This window comes from Rhizobium mulingense (assembly GCF_029194105.1).
GTDB classification, from domain to species: Bacteria; Pseudomonadota; Alphaproteobacteria; order Rhizobiales; family Rhizobiaceae; genus Rhizobium; species Rhizobium mulingense.
On the sequence record NZ_JARFVE010000002.1, the window covers coordinates 974417 to 990880 of the forward strand.

Below are 16464 nucleotides of genomic sequence, written 5' to 3' on the forward strand. Positions count from 1 at the left end.
GCGTCAGGCGATGTTTTCGAGATCCTGCCGGCGGATCTGGTAGCGCAGCGGCCGACCGGTCGCAAAACGCTCGACCTCGTCCGCCGCCATCTCGCCGAGACGCGCCCGTTCCAGACCGATGGCGCCGGCAATGTGCGGGGTCAGGAAAACGTTCGGCAGATCATAGAAGAGCGAACCCGCCTCCGGAATTTCCGGGTCGGTGACATCGATGACGGCGTCGATGCGGCCGGTCTTCAGCTCCGACAGCAGGGCCACCTCATCGATGAGGATGCCACGCGCGGTGTTGATGAGCGTCGCGCCGTCCTTCATTAGCGATAGTCTTGATGCATCGATCATATGCTGCGTCGAGGGCAGCGACGGCGCGTGCAGGGAAACGATATCGGCGCGCCGCATCAATGCGTCGAGCTCGACTTTTTCAGCTCCCAGTGCGGCTGCCTCGGCGGCATCGACCATGGGATCGAACAGCAGCAGCCTGTATTCGAAGGGTTTCAACAGCTCGATCACCCGCCGGCCGATGCGCGAGGCGCCGATAATGCCGAGGGTGCGGCCATAGTTGCCGATCGCTTCGCGTTGCATCGGATAGGTGCGATCGCGGTTGCGGTCGGCAACGTAGAGATCGCGGAACCGGAAGGCGCGCTTGCCTGCGAAGAGGATCGCAGCAAGAGTGAATTCGGCGACCGGCACGGCGTTGGCCTCTGCCGAATGGCTTACTGTTATGCCGGCTTCGAAGATGGCTTCGTCGATGATGCCCTTCACCGTGCCCGCCGCATGGACGATGAGGCGAAGCCGCGGCGAAGCAGCGGGAATCTCCGGCCCGACATAGGGTGCGCCCCAGCCGGTCACCAGGATTTCGGCTTCGGAAAGCAGTCGTCCTGCCCGTGCATCGTCGAGGCGCTGCAGCGGCTCGGGATCCAGCAGGCGGCCGATGGTATCGAGCCGGCGCAGGATCCCGTCGGGCAGGACATGCTCCGTACGCGACGGCTCCATGGCAAGGACGATTGCCGGGCGGCTCATGGCATCTGACCCGGCGCGTCGATGGCGCTGACGATCACACCCCTTTCCCGCACCAGCGCCTCCAGCGCCGCAAGATCAGGCGCCTTCGGCGGCCGCGTCCAGGCGGACGCGGCGGCGGCGGGATCGCCGAGCGCCAGCACCGCCGTTACCAGGATGGTCTCACCGGACGCAATCTGGCCGCGCAGCTGCGGCACGATGGTCTTGGCGACGATCACATTGGTATTGGGCTGGGCCTTCTGCGCGAGGCCGGCGCGATCGACCGACGATCCCAAATCGAGAATACCGCTGAAATCGGCTTCGCCGATGGCATAGGCAGCCCCATCCGAAGCCGACAGCGTGTCCAGCTCGAAATCCCGGCGGGCGATGGCGAAGCCGCCTTCGGCGACCCTCAGCGGCCGGGCCGCCCTGATCCGGTGGAGGCGGATATGCCAGGGGGCCGCGGGCGCCAGCCAGCTTTCGACGCTGACATCCGGGAAAGGCGACCATTTCGCATAAAGCACATCGCCCGCGAGCTTGGCTTCCTCATTGGTTTCGCGCACGCGGTAGTGCAGGCCGTCATCGCTGAAGGCCAGCATCGAATCGAAAGCGGCGAGCGCAAAGCCGCGCTCATCGGATTCGACGCTGAAGCCGTAACGGGTGGAATAGGCGAATTTGGCGTATTTTTCCGTGCCGAAACGCATCTGCAGATTTTCCTGGCCTGATGACAGTGCCACGACATCGCCGCCCGCCCGCATCATCACCATGCCGGGATGGCGCTGCGGAACGATCTCGGGCGCCGGCTCCGGCGCCTTTTCCTCGGAGGTCCAGAACGGATGGTCGTCGGCGACCGCCAGCGGCAGAAAGGCCTTCAACGCCCAATAGGGCGAGCCGGCGGAATTGTAGCTCTCCGACATCAGCAGGTTCGGATAGCCGAAGCCGATCGACAACACGCCGTCGCGATCGGCAATCGGCTTGTCCCTCCACCAGCGCAGATGCTGCAGGCAGAGGTGCTTGACCTCACCCCAGGGCAGAGCTTCAACGCCGGCAAAGGCAAGCGCCGACCAGAAGCCGGCACAGGCAAAGCGATAGGTCAGGCTGCGGCCGAAGGGGATGGTCGCCCCATCGGCGGCAAACCAGTGGCGGAAATCGCGGGCGAAGAGGATCGCCCGTTCGCGGTAGCGCTTGGCGTAATCGTCGTCGACGAGCTTCGAATAGATCAGCCCATAAAAATGCATGGCGAAGGGAATGTAGTGGTCGATGCGGCGGACGTTTCCGTCGCGATACCAGCCGTCGACGATATAGAAGCCTTCGAGCTCCTCCAGATATTGCCGCGTCAGGCTGCGGTCGAAATCGGCGCCGAGACGATCGAGGGCAATGTCGACGAAAATCCGGAAAAATTTCCAGTTGTTGTCGGCATAGTCGAACTGTCTAGCATGCTTGAGATAGGCGATGACATTGCTGCGGGCGCGCGCATCAAGCGGCTCCCACATTTTTTCCGGCACCAGCGCCAGGGCAAAACCGAGGGCAGCAAACTCGACCATCCGCTGATCGCGGCCATTGACCGTTCCCCAATATTCGGGATGCGCGGGGTCGGTGCCGTTTGCGAGGCCTTCGGCAAAACGATGCCAGTGGGCGAAGTCTCCGCCGCCGGCGCCGAGCGGCGCCAAACCCCAGAGCGGGCGGGCAAAACCTTCGAGATCGGCCGCCGCCCGGTCGAAATGGGCGGCGGCACCGCTCAGCCTGACGCGGGCATTGCCTTTCGAAAAACAAGCAACCAGCGGATCGAAGAGACCAAGCAGGGCTCGGCCCATATCGGCGCGGGTTTCGAGGGGATTGCCAGCGAGCGGATTGGCGCTGGCGGGATCATAGGTCATCGGATCGCTCACGGGTTTGGACGTTCACAACGGTCCCTCCCGCAACGGGAACGACGGCCTGGCAGATGTGGCGCGCCGGCGCCGTCCTGTTGCGGAAACGGGACAGCATCAGCGAAACGGCTTCGCGCCCGAGGGCGACACGGTCGACGCGCATGGTGGAAAGCTGCGGATTTGTCATCAGCGCACAGGGCAGATCATCGAAGCCGACGATCGCGAAGTCCTCCGGCACCCGCCGACCGGCTTCGGTGACGGCCTCCAGTACGCCGACGGCGATGAAATCATTCATGCAGAAGGCGGCGGTGAAACCAGCATTTTCAGCAAGGATCGCCGCCGTGCGTTCATGGGCCTCGCCGCTGGCGCTGCCCTGCAGTGCGAGGGCCACGAAACGGCCCTCGGCACCAGGAGCGGCGGCGATCGCCGCCTCGAATCCGCGGATGCGCTCCCGGATCGTATGGCGGTGCGAGCCGCTCAGATGCAGGACGCGGCGATGGCCGGCCTTTAGCAATCGGCTGGTCGCCTGATAGGCGCCGAAGAAATTAGCCGGCGAAACGCCGTCGAATTGCGTTCCGGGGTCCGTGCCGTTGACGAGAACGGTGGGCGTCATGGTGTCCCGCAGCCAGCCGCGCAGCATTTCGTTCGGATCGATGCCGACGAGGAAGAGCCCTTCGGCGCCTGCTGCCTGCATATAGTCGCGCACGGCGTCCGGCGTCGTGCGATCCTCGCGGACCATCCGGATTTCGAAGGACATGCCTGCTTCGGCGGCGCCGGCGCGCAGCCCCTCGACAATCGCTTCATAAAAGACGCTGAGGCCGCCGGTGACGCCGTCGCTGGCGATCAGCGCCAGCCCGCCGGCAACGGCTTCAGTCGCGGATTTGACCGGATAACCATGCTCGGCCGCTACCTTCAAAATCTGACGGCGCACGGTTTCACTGATGCCGGGTTCATTGGCAAGAACCCGCGACACCGTGGAGACGGAGACGCCGGCCAATGTAGCTATATCGGCCTGACGCGGCCGTCTGATTTTCTCTTCGTTCATAGGCAAAGCTTATGCAACTTACGCAAATTTGCAAGATAATCGTTACTTCTTGCAATAATTATTTTTTTGCGTACTCTCGGTGAGGAAATGTCTGCAAATGCCGTTGGAGGATGGCAGCGGGCATATTGGGCAAGGAGGATATCATGCAGGTCAACCGCCGTTCATTCCTGATGGGTTCAGCCGGAGCAGCCGCCGGCCTCGCTTTTGGCGCGGGACGCGCCATTCCGGCTTTTGCCGAAGACGCGTCGCTGCGCGCCATGTGGTGGGGGTCCAACGACCGCGCCAAACGCACGCTCGACGTCGCCAAACTCTACCAGTCGAAGACATCCGGCGTCACGATCGTCGGTGAATCGCTCTCCGGCGACGGCTACTGGACGAAGCTCGCCACCCAGATGGCGGGGCGCTCGATCGCCGACATCTTCCAGCTCGAGCCGGGGACGATCTCCGACTATTCCAAGCGCGGCGCATGCATGCCGCTTGACGAGTTCGTCCCATCGGCATTGAAGGTTCAGTCCTTCGGCCCCGACATGCTGAAATTGACCACCATCGATGGGAAACTCTATGGCGTCGGCCTCGGCCTCAACTCTTTCTCGATGTTCTTCGACACGGTCGAATTCGAAAGGGCCGGCATCCCGATGCCGACACCCGATCTCACCTGGGATGAATATGCCAAGCTCGCCGTGGAACTCGCCAAGTCCTCCGGCAAGGGCGGAGGCCCCTATGCCGCCCGCTACGCCTATGTGTTCGACGCCTGGCTGCGCCAGCGCGGCAAGAGCCTCTTCGCCAAGGAGGGAGTCGGGCTCGGCTTCACGGCCGACGATGCGACGGAATGGTTCGACTACTGGGAGAAGCTGCGCAAGGCGGGGGGCACGGTTGCTGCCGACGTCCAGACGCTCGACCAGAACACCATCGACACCAATAGCCTCGGTCTCGGCAAATCGGTGATCGGCATGGCCTATTCCAACCAAATGATCGGCTATCAGCTGATCATCAAGAACAAGCTCGGCATCACCATGCTGCCGCGGGAAAAGAAGGGCGGGCCGTCAGGCCACTACTACCGCCCGGCGCTGATCTGGAGTGTCGGCGCCACGACGAAGAACGGCGAAGCGGCCGCAAAATTCATCGATTTCTTCGTCAACGACATCGAGGCCGGCAAGATTCTCGGCGTCGAGCGCGGCGTGCCGATGTCGCCCATCGTGCGTGACGCCATTCTGCCGCAGCTGAACCCGACGGAGCAGGAAACGGTCAAATACGTCAACATGCTCAAGGATCAGGTCGGCGAATATCCGCCGCCGGTGCCGATGGGAGCAACCCAATTCGACCAGCGCGTGCTGCGCCCGATCTGCGACGAACTCGCCTTCGAACGGACCTCACCCGCCGATGCGGCGGCCCGGCTCGTCGAAGAGGGTAAGGCAACGCTCAAGGGATGATCGGCTGCCGGATATCAGAGGTGAGGCACGCAAAACCCCGGCGGGCCTTTCTGTTTTCCTGATTGAAGCGTGTTGCGACCGAATCGATTTGCGCCTCAGATGCTTTTCAGTTGGCTGCCAGGCTTTCGACCACGCGCCAGTCCGGCCGGCCAAGATTGAAGGGCCAGGCGTGTACGTCGCGGTCATTGAAATAGACGACTTCCTGAAGGTTCGGGAAGGCGCTCTGTTTCAGTGTCGCAGTCTCGATCCAGGGTCTCATATAGGCGTCGCCGCCTTCGTAGCCGAGTTCTGCAACCCAGATGGGCTTTCCATAGCCGGAGACGAGATCATAGCCTTGCTTCAACGCTTCCGAAAAGGTCCGGTGCTTGTTGTAGGCAAGCTCGTCGTAGCGCTGCAGCCCGAACACCGACAGGCCGACGAGATCGACGTAATCATCGCCGGGATAATAGGCATCAAGGCCGGGCTCCCCCTTCGGCGACCACATCAGCTCGGTGCCGGGCGCCTCGTCGCGAACAATATCCATCATCCGCTTGTAGGCCGCGATGTAATCCGCCGGATTCCAGCCGGACCATGAAAACCGGCCCGACCTGTCCTCCATCTCCTGGCCCCAGCGGACGATTACGGGGCTCCTCAACTGAGAGATCATCTGCGCGATCGCCCGCATGTTGACGTCGTAATCGCCCCGCAGCACCTTGCGGCGAAGCTGATCGGAGGTCAGCCGCCAGTCGACGTCCCAGGACCACGGCTCGACCGTGATCAGCAGGTTACGGCCTCTGGCCTGCGCATAGGCATCGGCAACACGCAGCGTCTCCAGATCAACATCTTCCCATGGCAGGAACAGGGCTTCGGTCGTGACATTCGTCTGAGCGCCGAAATCCCCATGCGGGTCATAGGCGCCGAACTTGATGCCATCGGCATGAACCACTGGGCGCTTGTCGATGACCGTTCGCATGCTGGATGCCTGGTACGGGGCAATGCCGGCATATTGCACCTCGCTTCGGCCCGGCAGATCCGCGACGCACAATAGCAGCAGTGCGAGCGAGGCGGTCGAGAGATGGTTTTTCATCAGCTTCTTCATGGCTCACCCTCCTTTTCGGGCCAGTTGCTGGTCCAACAGAAGCTGCTTCAGATCGCGTGCCTTGGCGCTAACGGTATCCGCGGCAACCAGCTTGCGGAATTCGTCATCCTCCCGCACCGATGCATGCCGAAAGACGTACCAGTTGCCGTTCGGCTGGCGCCGCTGATAGATCGTGTTGCCGATCTTGCGGTGACCGAAACAGGTGCTGGCGCGCGCTGCACCCTCGGCATTCGTCCAGGTGGCGCGCATGCAGAGCTGGCCGAGGTCGTCGACAACCCATTTGCCTTCGGCGAAGGATTGTTTGCCCTTGTCGTTCACCCAGGCGACAAACCGCCGGCCATCCTCGATGAAGCGCCCGCCGCCGGTATCCCAAGTCCAGGTCCTGTCGCTGTAGATCCGGTAGAGCTCATAAGCGCTGAGCGGCGTCGGCTCATTCTTCTTTGCGGTCTCGGCGCCCTGCACCGCCAATGGCAGGCACAGGCTGAGAGCTAGGGCCACCCCATATAGTCTCGATCCGATACGCATTACATTCTCCTCCTCGACCCTCGCCAGTTCGCCCGGCTCATACACCTTGTTCGTCCCGTCCCGTGCTCCCGAATCCATTCCACCTAATGCGGAACTTGATGATCCGGGTTTTGCCACCGAGGCCGGCACCGGCCACGGCAAATTGCGATTGGCTGAAGCTGATGAACGACTGACCGTGCGAAAGCGCCTCGAGACTGCGCAAACCATGGCCGCCGGCCTGCATGCCGCCGGTGATGCAGATCGCAAGCCCCGTCGCCGTCGCCAGCCACTGGCCGCGTGACTGCGGCAGCAACGGCAGACCGTTCTCGATCGCATGGCGAAGGACGATCAGCACCGTCAACAGCAGATAGATCATGAGATTCATCGCGGCGAAAATATAAAATCCCTGGGGGGCGTCGTCGGTGGCAAACACCATGGCTACGGCGCAAAGGCCGGCGAGGCCGATGTAGGGCGCGACGATGCGCAACGGCAAAGATAGCTGCTCCTGCCGGCCTTTCGGCGTGATGCGAAAGTCGACGAAAGAGCCGCAGAGATGGTCGCGAACAGCTGCGAGGCTGCCGGCAAGGGACCACGGCCAACGCAGGAAGATGAAGGCAAGTCCCTCCCAGCCGAACAGTTTCGCGTCGTGCGGCCTGAAGGTTGCCGTTGCTCGCCAGAAGAAGGCAAACAGCGTCAGCGCGATCGATGTCGGCGCGAAGTGCAGCAGGAAATCCGGATAGGTTACGTTGACGAAGACATGGCCCGTCAGCAAAGCGGCGACCGGCAGCAGGAACATCACGGCCATGACGGCGGAGAAAAGCGGGTACCACAGCTGCGAAAACACGAACTGGAATTTCAGATGCCAGGGCAGATGGGTGACGTAGCGGCGGGAATGCTGCAGCAGGATGGTGACGAGGCTGCGCGACCATTGAAATTCCTGGACGGCGAGATCGACGAAATTCGCTGGACCATCGCCGTGGGCGATCGCATCGACGGCATGGACACCGCGCCAACCGGCGGCATTCATCATCAGCGTCGTCGAGTGATCTTCGGCAAGTTCGGGGCCGAGGCCGCCGATCTGACGAAGCGCCGATGTGCGAACCGCGTAATGGGAGCCGATGCAAAGCGGCGCCCAGCCATTGTTGTAACCGGTCTGCAGCGATCCGTGCAGACTTGCCTCCGCGTAAAGCCTTCCGCGCGCCGCCCAGCTTGCCGCCGCATTTGCATCGCAGATGCTGGGCGCGGAGACGTAGCCAATGCCGGGATCGGCAAAGGGGCGCAGAACTTCCCGCAAATAAGTCGGCGTCGGCACATGATCGGCGTCGAACTGGGCGACAAAATCGTAACGTGCATAGCCGAAATGGTCGTAGAAATAAGCAAGATTGCCTTCCTTGCACCGGGTCCGGCGCGGCCAGGTCGTGCGGTGATACGCCGCCACACCCTTTCGGGTGGAGATCAGCACGCCGTGCTCGGCGCACCAGCGTCTGGTTTCCTCGGAAGGATCCTCGTCGGCCAGCCAGACGTCGAACTCGACGCCGATCTGATCGAGCATCGCCTGCAGCGTGGCGCGGACGACGGCAAAAGGCTCGGACGGTGCCTTGGTGACCACCATCGCCACGCGCCCTTCCGGCAGCCGTGCACGCGAACTGATCGTCCTGGCATCGAGGAAGATCAGGATGAAATAGGCCGGGACGAGCGTGATCCAGGCGAGGACGGCGGTGATGAGCCCGAATGCAGTCCAGGAAATGATATGGGCGGACTGGCACCACCAGATCCAGAAATACCCGAGCGCGGCCAGCCAGCAGAGGATACCGAAACCATAGGCGACGCGTTTGTGGCCGGTGAAAACTGGATCGAATGCTTCGGTGCTGGTGGCGGCTTTCGCAGGCGCGAGGCCGTAGCCGGTGTGCGAAGCGTCGGTCATGCCATCACCTCCAGCCCGAAGGTGGGACCGGCGGTGCGGATGATCGTATCGATATCCGATAGTGCCGGCGAGAAGCCGAGTTCCGCCTTCGCCCTTGCCGTGTTGGCAAAAAGGATCGGCGGATCGCCCGCGCGGCGGGAGCGATACCGGACCGGCACCTCGCGGCCGGTCGTGCGATGGATGGCCGCAAGAATCTCGCGCACCGAGGTCCCCCGCCCGGAGCCGAGATTGACGCTGAGCGAACCGCCGTCCGCCATCAGGTGCTTGACGGCCGCCAAATGCGCCTGCGCGAGATCGCTGACATGGATATAGTCGCGAACGCAGGTTCCATCCGCGGTCGAATAGTCGGTGCCGAAGATATCGAGCCGCTCCAGCCTGCCGGCGGCAGCGAGAAGGGCGCGAGGGATGAGGTGAGTCTCGGGATCGTGGCGCTCGGCAAGCTCGCCATCCGGATCGGCGCCAGCGGCGTTGAAATAACGCAAGGCGGCGAAGCGGATGCCATAGGCGGCGGCAAAGTCCTCCAGCGCCATCTCGAAGATCAGCTTGGTGCGGCCATAGGGATTGACCGGCTGCTGCGGGCTTTCCTCCCGTATCGGCAACGAGGCGGGAACGCCATAGGTGGCGCAACTGCTCGAAAAGACGATCCGCTCGATTTCCTGATCGAGGCAGGCTTCGAGCAGCGTGAGGCTGCCGACGACGTTGTTGCGGTAATACTTTCTCGGCATCTCGACGGATTCGCCGACATAGGCGTTTGCGCCGCAATGGATAACGCAATCGGGCGAAAATTCGACCATTGTCCGACGCAGCGCCACCGCATCGCCGATTTCACCCCGGATGAGCGGACCCCAGCGGACGCTGTCGGCATGTCCGGTCGACAGGTTGTCGTAGGTAACCGGGATCATGCCGGCGCGCGACAGCGCTTTGCAGATATGACTGCCTATGAAACCGGCGCCGCCGGTAACGAGAATGTAGCGGGGCATCTCATATGGCCTCCACCTTCTCTGTCCGGGCAAGCAGGCCGTCGAAATAATCGACGGTGCGCGCCAAGCCGGCTTCGAGCTCGATGTGAGGCTGCCATCCCAGCTCGATCATCGCCCGGGAAATATCCGGCCGCCGCTGGCGCGGATCGTCGACGACTGCAGGCAGGTGAACGATGCGGGAACGCGAATTCGTGAGGTCCCGGATGATCTCCGCCAGGCGCCGAACGGTGAATTCACCGGGGTTGCCCAGATTGATCGGGCCGTGGCAGGCGCTGCCGGCTGCCGAGAAACGCAGGAAACCTTCGACGAGATCGTCGACATAGCAGAAAGAGCGGGTCTGCTGGCCGTCGCCGTAAATCGTCAGGTCGGCGTTGCGCAGAGCCTGCACGATGAAATTGGAGATGACCCGGCCGTCATCCAGGCGCATACGCGGCCCATAGGTATTGAAGATGCGGCCGACCTTGATGTCGACACCATAGGTCCTGTGGTAGTCGAAAAACAGGGTTTCGGCGCTGCGCTTGCCTTCGTCGTAACAGGCGCGCGGCCCGATCGGGTTGACGTTGCCGCAATAGGTTTCGCGCTGCGGGCTCTGGTTCGGATCGCCATAAACCTCCGAGGTCGACGATTGAACGACGATCGCGCCGGTCTTTCGCGCACAGTCCAGGGTGTTGACGGCACCGAGCACATTAGTGAGCAATGTACCGACCGGATCCCGCTGATAATCGGGCGGAGACGCGGGCGAGGCAAAATTGAAGATGAGCGACGCTTCGATATCGAAGGGCTGCCGGACATCGTGCTCGATGATGCGAAAACGGGGGTTCGACAGGAGATGATCGACATTCACACGACGGCCGGTCGAAAAATTATCAAGGCATATGACGCTGTGGCCGCGTAGCAGAAGCCTTTCGCAGAGATGCGAGCCAAGAAAGCCGGCCCCGCCATTGACAAGGGCAGTGCCCAGATTCTTGAGCACCGGCACGCCTTCTACTTCAGAATAGCCTTCGCCGGGAACGAAACTACGCATTACAAACTCCTTCCCATGTTTTTAGTCTTTTGTTTTATTCAGGCGCTGCATGCCTCCAATATCCGGTCGGATATTCATCTCATTGAGTATCTCAACTTGAATAACCTTATAGTTATTCTTCGGATAACTGACTCACTATTCGAATGATAAGACGATTGTTAGCTAGGTCAACTTTAAAAACGTCCTCAGCCCGAAATAACTACCCAATTGTTCTTTGGTGTAACAAATAATTAATCATTTTTCCATTTTTTTTCACGTAGAACGAGTATCAAGGCATAACTCATGCTTCGGTTAATCAAGAACAGGTACAAAGAATTGAGGGCTGGCCGCGCGGAACTGCACGACCGGTCTTGCATCATGGAGAGCCATATGCGAGGGGATTGGCCATGTCGAAAAAACACGCTGCAGCGCAGTCGAAAGGCTGGCGTCTATTTCATTTTGCGATGCTTGCCTGGGGGACGACGGTTCTTGCGGTCGGACCGACGGCCTGTGCGGTCGTTAACGACGACATAGCCGCCGTCGCGAAAAAGAATGTCGTCGTCGTCGAGACGCCACATGCCTCGAAGGCTTACGCCTACCCGGAAGACCGGGCCGTGCGGCCGGCCGCGGCACCTGCTCGCGTCGTCGCCTATCACGGGTCCGCCCCGTATATCTGCTCTCCAAGCGGCTTCGGACAGAAGTCGCGCTGCTTTGCGCGTCCGTCGATCTGAAACATATCCTTTCGACATCGATGCAAGGGTAAAATTATCAGGCAGTCCAACGTGCTGCGGCGTCCCTTGGGCGCCAGAACAGACGCGGCGCGCTTCAGATCAGTTGCGCCAACGGCTCGACATCTCGTCATCGCCGACCGGATGGTCGTTGAAGAAGCGGGACGCTGCCTCGGTGCGGTTTCGGACGTTCATCTTCTTGTAGATGTTGCGGACGTGAACCTTCACCGTGTTTTCGGAAAGATGCAGCTTGTCAGCGATGATCTTATTCTGCGTCCCCTTGCAGATGAGATCCAGGATCTGAACCTCGCGGGTCGTTAAAGCGGAGATGCTGTCGCGTCTCAGCTTGAGCGCATTATTGCGCGCGGCATCGACCGATTTCGTCTGATAGAGTGAAGGCTCCAGCTGGGGGCTCTTGTTGGCGAGACGGTTAAGAAGTGCCGAGGGAAAATGCTCCCCGCCCTTCATCAGCAGATCCACCGCGGCCATGAAGACATCAAGCCGAAGATTGAGCGGCAGGACGCCGTCGATGATCCTTGCCTCCACCAAACGGCTGACATAGGGTTCCAGCATGTCGATGGCCTCGACAACGAGTCCGATCGAGGTTTCCGGGTGATTTTCCCGTACCGCCTTCAATGCGTCCTGAAGCTCAGGCTGAGGTATATGATAGAATAAAACGAGCTTTATATCGCTAGTATCCTTTTCCAGCATCGGCTTCGTATTTGCTAAGCTTGGCACATCACAGTTCGGGAATTTCTTCGCCAGTGCCTCCACCATGCATTCTGAAAACAGATCCGCCTTGGCAACTACAAGGATAGTATCTCCGGAAGCGCTAGACTTTCTTGCCTGGTCGGTATTCTCCATTCCTGAGCCTGTCATGAACATATACGCCTCCCCTAGCGTTACACTTTACTCAAACGTGAAGCGATGGCGGGTAGAAGATAGTATGAAATGCCGCCCCCTTGATGTCACCGCCCTCTTCTTTAGACATTTCTTAATTATGTTAATACGGATTGAGAAGGAAGGAAATGGCCCAAAGTGATTAGTTTTCGGGGGCGAAAAACGATACGCTACTTCGCTTCGGTTGTATTTTTGTTAAAACATATACTACAGGGTTATATTTGCTTTCACTATAGATAATCAGATGAATGTAATATTCCAGTACAAATTGTCATATTTTTATCATTCTTTGCCAGCGGAGGCGGTCCTCGAACGATCCGGCCGCCCTCAGTTATGCCGCCAAGGCCAGCGCTGCCCTTCAAGCCTCCGGGCTGCGTCTACGCACCTTGCGCGCCCTGACGCGTTCGGCCGGGCGCCCAATCACCATGGTCTTTGATTTTGAGCTGCAATCGTTGCTAAAAGAGGCGAGAGCCACTTAGCAACTCCTCAGTGAGAAGTCATGCAGACCGATGCAGACAGAGCGGAACGGGAACGGCTTCTGGCTATTCTCGATTTCTGGCACAAAATCGAGTTTTTCATACCTTACGATCTCTCAAGTCGGCTCGTCTCAGCGGAAGGACGGACCGTTTTCTGGCTGCATGCAAAAACGCTGTTGCAGGATGGCGCAGCACTCAGCCGTCCTGTCATACCCGAGGAGAAGCAGATTACCGGCTTTACGTTGTTCCTCAGCGTTTTCAGCAAATCCGAAATTGCCGATATCCGCCGGCGCTTCGACCGCGTTGCAGCCGATATTGCCGAGTACGAGGATGCCGAACGCAGCGATCTCGATGGCGATACCTGCTTTGCCAGCCTGCAGCTCACGCCGCTGGGACAGCCGATGTTCGAAACCTTTGCGGTTTCCACGCTTCCATGGGCTCTCGGCCGCGTGCAGAAATTCGGGCTTGCTTCACTAAGCCATGAGGCGTTTGCCGACAGCAAACGGCAGCTGTCGGAATTGCTTCAAAACTTTCGGGCGCAGCGACAGCTGACATCTTCAACCTTCGAGGCCGGCTCCGATCAGCCGATCGATGCCGCCGAAATCCTGGCGCTGCATGAATTGCTCTGCGATTGGGCGAGCTTTGTCTCGCGCCAGGAAAGGCCCATCGCCGCCGTCGAAATACGCTACCGTGACAAGGCGGAGCGATCCGATCTCATCTCCCTACAACCCCAACCGGAGGACCATGCCCCCAATGCCGACGATGAGGAAGACGAGAGTGCAGATGGTGAAGAAGACATTTGCATCCTGAACAGCTTCTTCGTCGAGGACATCGAACGGGCTTTGATTTGCGTCAAGCAGGGCAATGTCCCAGAGCCGCTCAGGCGATATCTCACCCCGCTGGCCAATGAAAAGCGGGTCGACCTCTATTCGCGAGATGGGCACCGCGCCATCGTTCGGGCGCTGCATCCGGCCAATCTCAACCGCGGACGCTGGCTGAGCGAACCTCACCTCGCCATGAGCCTCATGCAGCAGTTCGCGATCAATTCGGCCATTGGCGACCGCTCGGAAACCGGACTGTTCTCGGTCAACGGTCCGCCCGGCACCGGAAAGACGACCCTGCTGCGCGACATGTTCGCGGACAATATCGTTCGGCGGGCCCGGATCTTGGGCGGCCTCGAGATGGCAGGCGATGCCTTTGACGGTGCGCCGCGCCGCGTCACTTTTGCCGACCGCAGCACGGCCTCGATATCGGCGCTGATCCCGGCGCTCGCCGGATTCGAAATGATCGTCGCATCCTCCAACAATGCCGCCGTCGAGAATATCTCACGCGATCTTCCCAAGCAAAGCTCGATTTCGAAGACGTCGTCCTTCCACTATCTGCAGACGGTCGCTCATAAAATCGCCTGTCAGAAGGACAATGGGGGCGTGATCAAACTCGCCGATGGCGATCGCCCGTGGGGATTGATCGCCTGTGTGCTCGGCAATTCCAGGAACCGCCGAGCGTTCAAGGAACGTTTCGCCTTTATGGAAATCACCGACAGGCCGAAGCCCGGCTGGTCGGGCGCCCAGAAGCCGCAGACCATCTGGGAATGGCTGAAGAGTTATGAGGGACCGACCTTCGCCGAAGCATCGGCTGCCTTTCATGCCGCCGACGACATGGTTCGCGACAAGATCGGGCAGTATGCGCGCTATGCCGATCTCCGAGATGAAGTCGCGCTGGTTACGCGGGATGCATTCTGCCGCGAAACGCTTGAGAAGTTGGCCGCCGCCGCTGATGACCTTCGCCGTGCGCAGAACCGGTGCAATGAGATCGCGGCCGAGATGGGCCAGATCAAGGACAGTTTGTCTTCTTTGAAGGAGGAGGAACAGCTGCTCGACCGCAGCGCTCCGGCGCAATGGAAGAGAGTGCTCGCGACCAACCCCGCCCGGCAGCACCGGCAAGACGTCGTCGCCAATGCGCGCAAGCAGCTCGAACTGCGCAAGGCGTTGGCAGAATGCGAGGATCAGCTTGCGAAGACGGATAAACCCGCGCTGGAACGCGCTTTACGGGTGCATGACAAAGCCGAACGGGCACTGCGGTCACGACGGGAAAACTGGTTTGCGAAGACCGAAGAGCTGGAGCGGCTGGGAGAAATTCTCGATCATCCCGCCGCACCGGAGCGCCTTGCCGACCTCGACAGCGATCAGGTGCAGATTGACGGCCTCTGGCATCAGGACGAACTGGCGGCTCTACGTTCGGCATTGTTCGAAGCAGCGTTGACGCTGCATGAAGCGTGGCTGGCTGAGGTCGGCCGGAAGGGCGGAGGTTTCGGCGGCAATATCGTTGCCATCAGCAAGCTGCTGTCCAACAACAATCCCGTCGATGACAAACATACTGCATCGATCTGGCAAAGCCTCTTCATGGTCGTACCCATCGTCTCGACGACATTCGCCTCCTTCGCCCGGCAGTTCCGCGGTCTCGAAACCGGCTCGATCGGCTGGGTCTTCATCGATGAAGCCGGCCAAGCCGTGCCACAGGCGGCCGTCGGGGCTTTGTTGCGGGGGCGCCGCGTCATGGTGATCGGCGATCCCCAGCAGATCGAACCGGTCTTTACCCTTCCGAGCGCACTGATTGACGCCGCTTCGGCTCTCTCACCGCACACGGCGCAAGGCCAGTATTCGCCGAACAGGGTGTCGGTGCAGATGCTGGCCGATGCCGCCAATCGCTACGGAACAACGCTTCAAAACGAGGAAGCAGACGGGCTCTGGATCGGCAGCCCTCTCAGAGTGCATCGACGCTGCATCGATCCGATGTTCAGCCTCGCCAACCAAATCGCTTACCAGAACAAGATGATCTTCGGGCTGGCAGAGCGACGGCCGGCCGGCGACGCGCCGCCCTTCTATGGCGACAGCGCCTGGATCGACGTCAAGGGCAAGGTTTCGGGCAAGCAGGCCGTTGCGGAGCAGACAGACTTCATCGTCGATCTCCTCGCCGCGACCTACCGCCGGTCCGGTATATTGCCGAACCTCTATATCATCTCGCCGTTCAAGGAGGTGAAGAACAGTCTGAGACGGGCTTTGACCCATGCGCGATGGACCGACCAGGACGGATATACGGGCGCATCTCCACCGAAACTGCAGAAGTGGCTTCAGGAACGGATAGGCACCGTCCATACTTTCCAGGGCAAGGAAGAGGATATCGTTTTCATGGTGCTCGGCGCCGATGCCGATCATCGCGGAGCGGCCGGTTGGGCCGCCTCCAAGCCAAACCTCTTGAACGTGGCGCTGACGCGCGCCAAGCGGCGCTTCTACATTGTCGGCGATCGCGCGCTCTGGCAAACGCTGCCATATTTCAGGGAGGCGGCGAACGCTCTGGAGACGGTCCAGGCCACGGAATTCCTGGCACGGAATGCGCTGGAGGTGAGGGATCGGAACCCGCTCCTTTTGGGCTGAGTGCTCACTCCGATGTGTTTTGAATCAAAAAAGCCCGCCGGATTGGCGGGCTATTTTTGTATATGGTTGCGGGGGCAGGATTTGAACCTGCGGCCTTCAGGTTA

Annotated in this window: 12 protein-coding genes; 3 read left to right on the forward strand and 9 right to left on the reverse strand. The window is 60.5% G+C overall.

Going from position 1 to position 16464, the window contains the following annotated elements; translation table 11 throughout:
• Positions 1-3: 3 nt before the first annotated feature.
• The 3 genes from PYR71_RS04935 to PYR71_RS04945 are packed head-to-tail and all read right to left on the reverse strand — an operon-like array spanning position 4 to position 3903.
• Entirely contained in the window at positions 4-1014 is a 1011-nt protein-coding gene (locus PYR71_RS04935; protein ID WP_275618430.1) for a hydroxyacid dehydrogenase, read from the reverse strand.
• Positions 1011-2867 (reverse strand): DUF2264 domain-containing protein, encoded by a 1857-nt coding sequence (locus PYR71_RS04940; protein WP_275618431.1) that lies wholly within the window; start codon positions 2865-2867, stop codon positions 1011-1013. The genes PYR71_RS04935 and PYR71_RS04940 overlap by 4 nt, the downstream gene beginning before the upstream one ends.
• A complete protein-coding gene (locus PYR71_RS04945) occupies positions 2857-3903 on the reverse strand; it encodes a LacI family DNA-binding transcriptional regulator (RefSeq protein ID WP_275618432.1) in 1047 nt (348 codons plus the stop codon). The genes PYR71_RS04940 and PYR71_RS04945 overlap by 11 nt, the downstream gene beginning before the upstream one ends.
• A gap of 143 nt (positions 3904-4046) precedes the next feature.
• Here PYR71_RS04945 and PYR71_RS04950 point away from each other — a divergent pair, with 143 nt between their 5' ends.
• Positions 4047-5333, forward strand: coding sequence for an ABC transporter substrate-binding protein (locus tag PYR71_RS04950; protein WP_275618433.1), 1287 nt, complete (start codon positions 4047-4049; stop codon positions 5331-5333).
• A 106-nt stretch (positions 5334-5439) separates the two neighbouring features.
• On the opposite strand, the gene PYR71_RS04955 is transcribed toward PYR71_RS04950, so the two are convergent.
• From PYR71_RS04955 to PYR71_RS04975, 5 genes are read right to left on the reverse strand one after another with little or no spacing between them, the layout of a single operon-like run.
• On the reverse strand, positions 5440-6411 hold the full coding sequence (locus tag PYR71_RS04955) for a glycoside hydrolase family 26 protein (protein WP_275618434.1): 972 nt from the start codon (positions 6409-6411) through the stop codon (positions 5440-5442).
• Positions 6412-6414: 3 nt separating this feature from the next.
• Positions 6415-6936 carry a DUF995 domain-containing protein gene (locus tag PYR71_RS04960; protein ID WP_275618435.1) on the reverse strand — a complete coding sequence of 174 codons (522 nt, stop codon included), beginning with the start codon at positions 6934-6936 and terminating at the stop codon, positions 6415-6417.
• A gap of 37 nt (positions 6937-6973) precedes the next feature.
• Entirely contained in the window at positions 6974-8839 is a 1866-nt protein-coding gene (locus tag PYR71_RS04965; RefSeq protein WP_275618436.1) for a glycosyltransferase family 2 protein, read from the reverse strand.
• Positions 8836-9819: a UDP-glucose 4-epimerase GalE gene (gene galE / locus PYR71_RS04970; RefSeq protein ID WP_275618437.1), complete on the reverse strand. Its 984-nt coding sequence runs from the start codon at positions 9817-9819 to the stop codon at positions 8836-8838. Before galE ends, PYR71_RS04965 begins: the two co-directional genes overlap by 4 nt.
• Position 9820: 1 nt before the next feature.
• A complete protein-coding gene (locus PYR71_RS04975) occupies positions 9821-10843 on the reverse strand; it encodes a UDP-glucuronic acid decarboxylase family protein (protein WP_275618438.1) in 1023 nt (340 codons plus the stop codon).
• A 386-nt stretch (positions 10844-11229) separates the two neighbouring features.
• On the opposite strand from PYR71_RS04975, the gene PYR71_RS04980 reads away from it, so the two are divergent.
• Positions 11230-11553: a hypothetical protein gene (locus PYR71_RS04980; protein ID WP_275618439.1), complete on the forward strand. Its 324-nt coding sequence runs from the start codon at positions 11230-11232 to the stop codon at positions 11551-11553.
• 99 nt (positions 11554-11652) lie between these two features.
• On the opposite strand, the gene PYR71_RS04985 is transcribed toward PYR71_RS04980, so the two are convergent.
• Entirely contained in the window at positions 11653-12435 is a 783-nt protein-coding gene (locus PYR71_RS04985; protein WP_183919079.1) for a helix-turn-helix transcriptional regulator, read from the reverse strand.
• 514 nt (positions 12436-12949) lie between these two features.
• Here PYR71_RS04985 and PYR71_RS04990 point away from each other — a divergent pair.
• Positions 12950-16360, forward strand: a complete 3411-nt coding sequence (locus PYR71_RS04990; protein WP_275618440.1) for a DEAD/DEAH box helicase — start codon at positions 12950-12952, stop codon at positions 16358-16360.
• Positions 16361-16464: the final 104 nt, after the last annotated feature.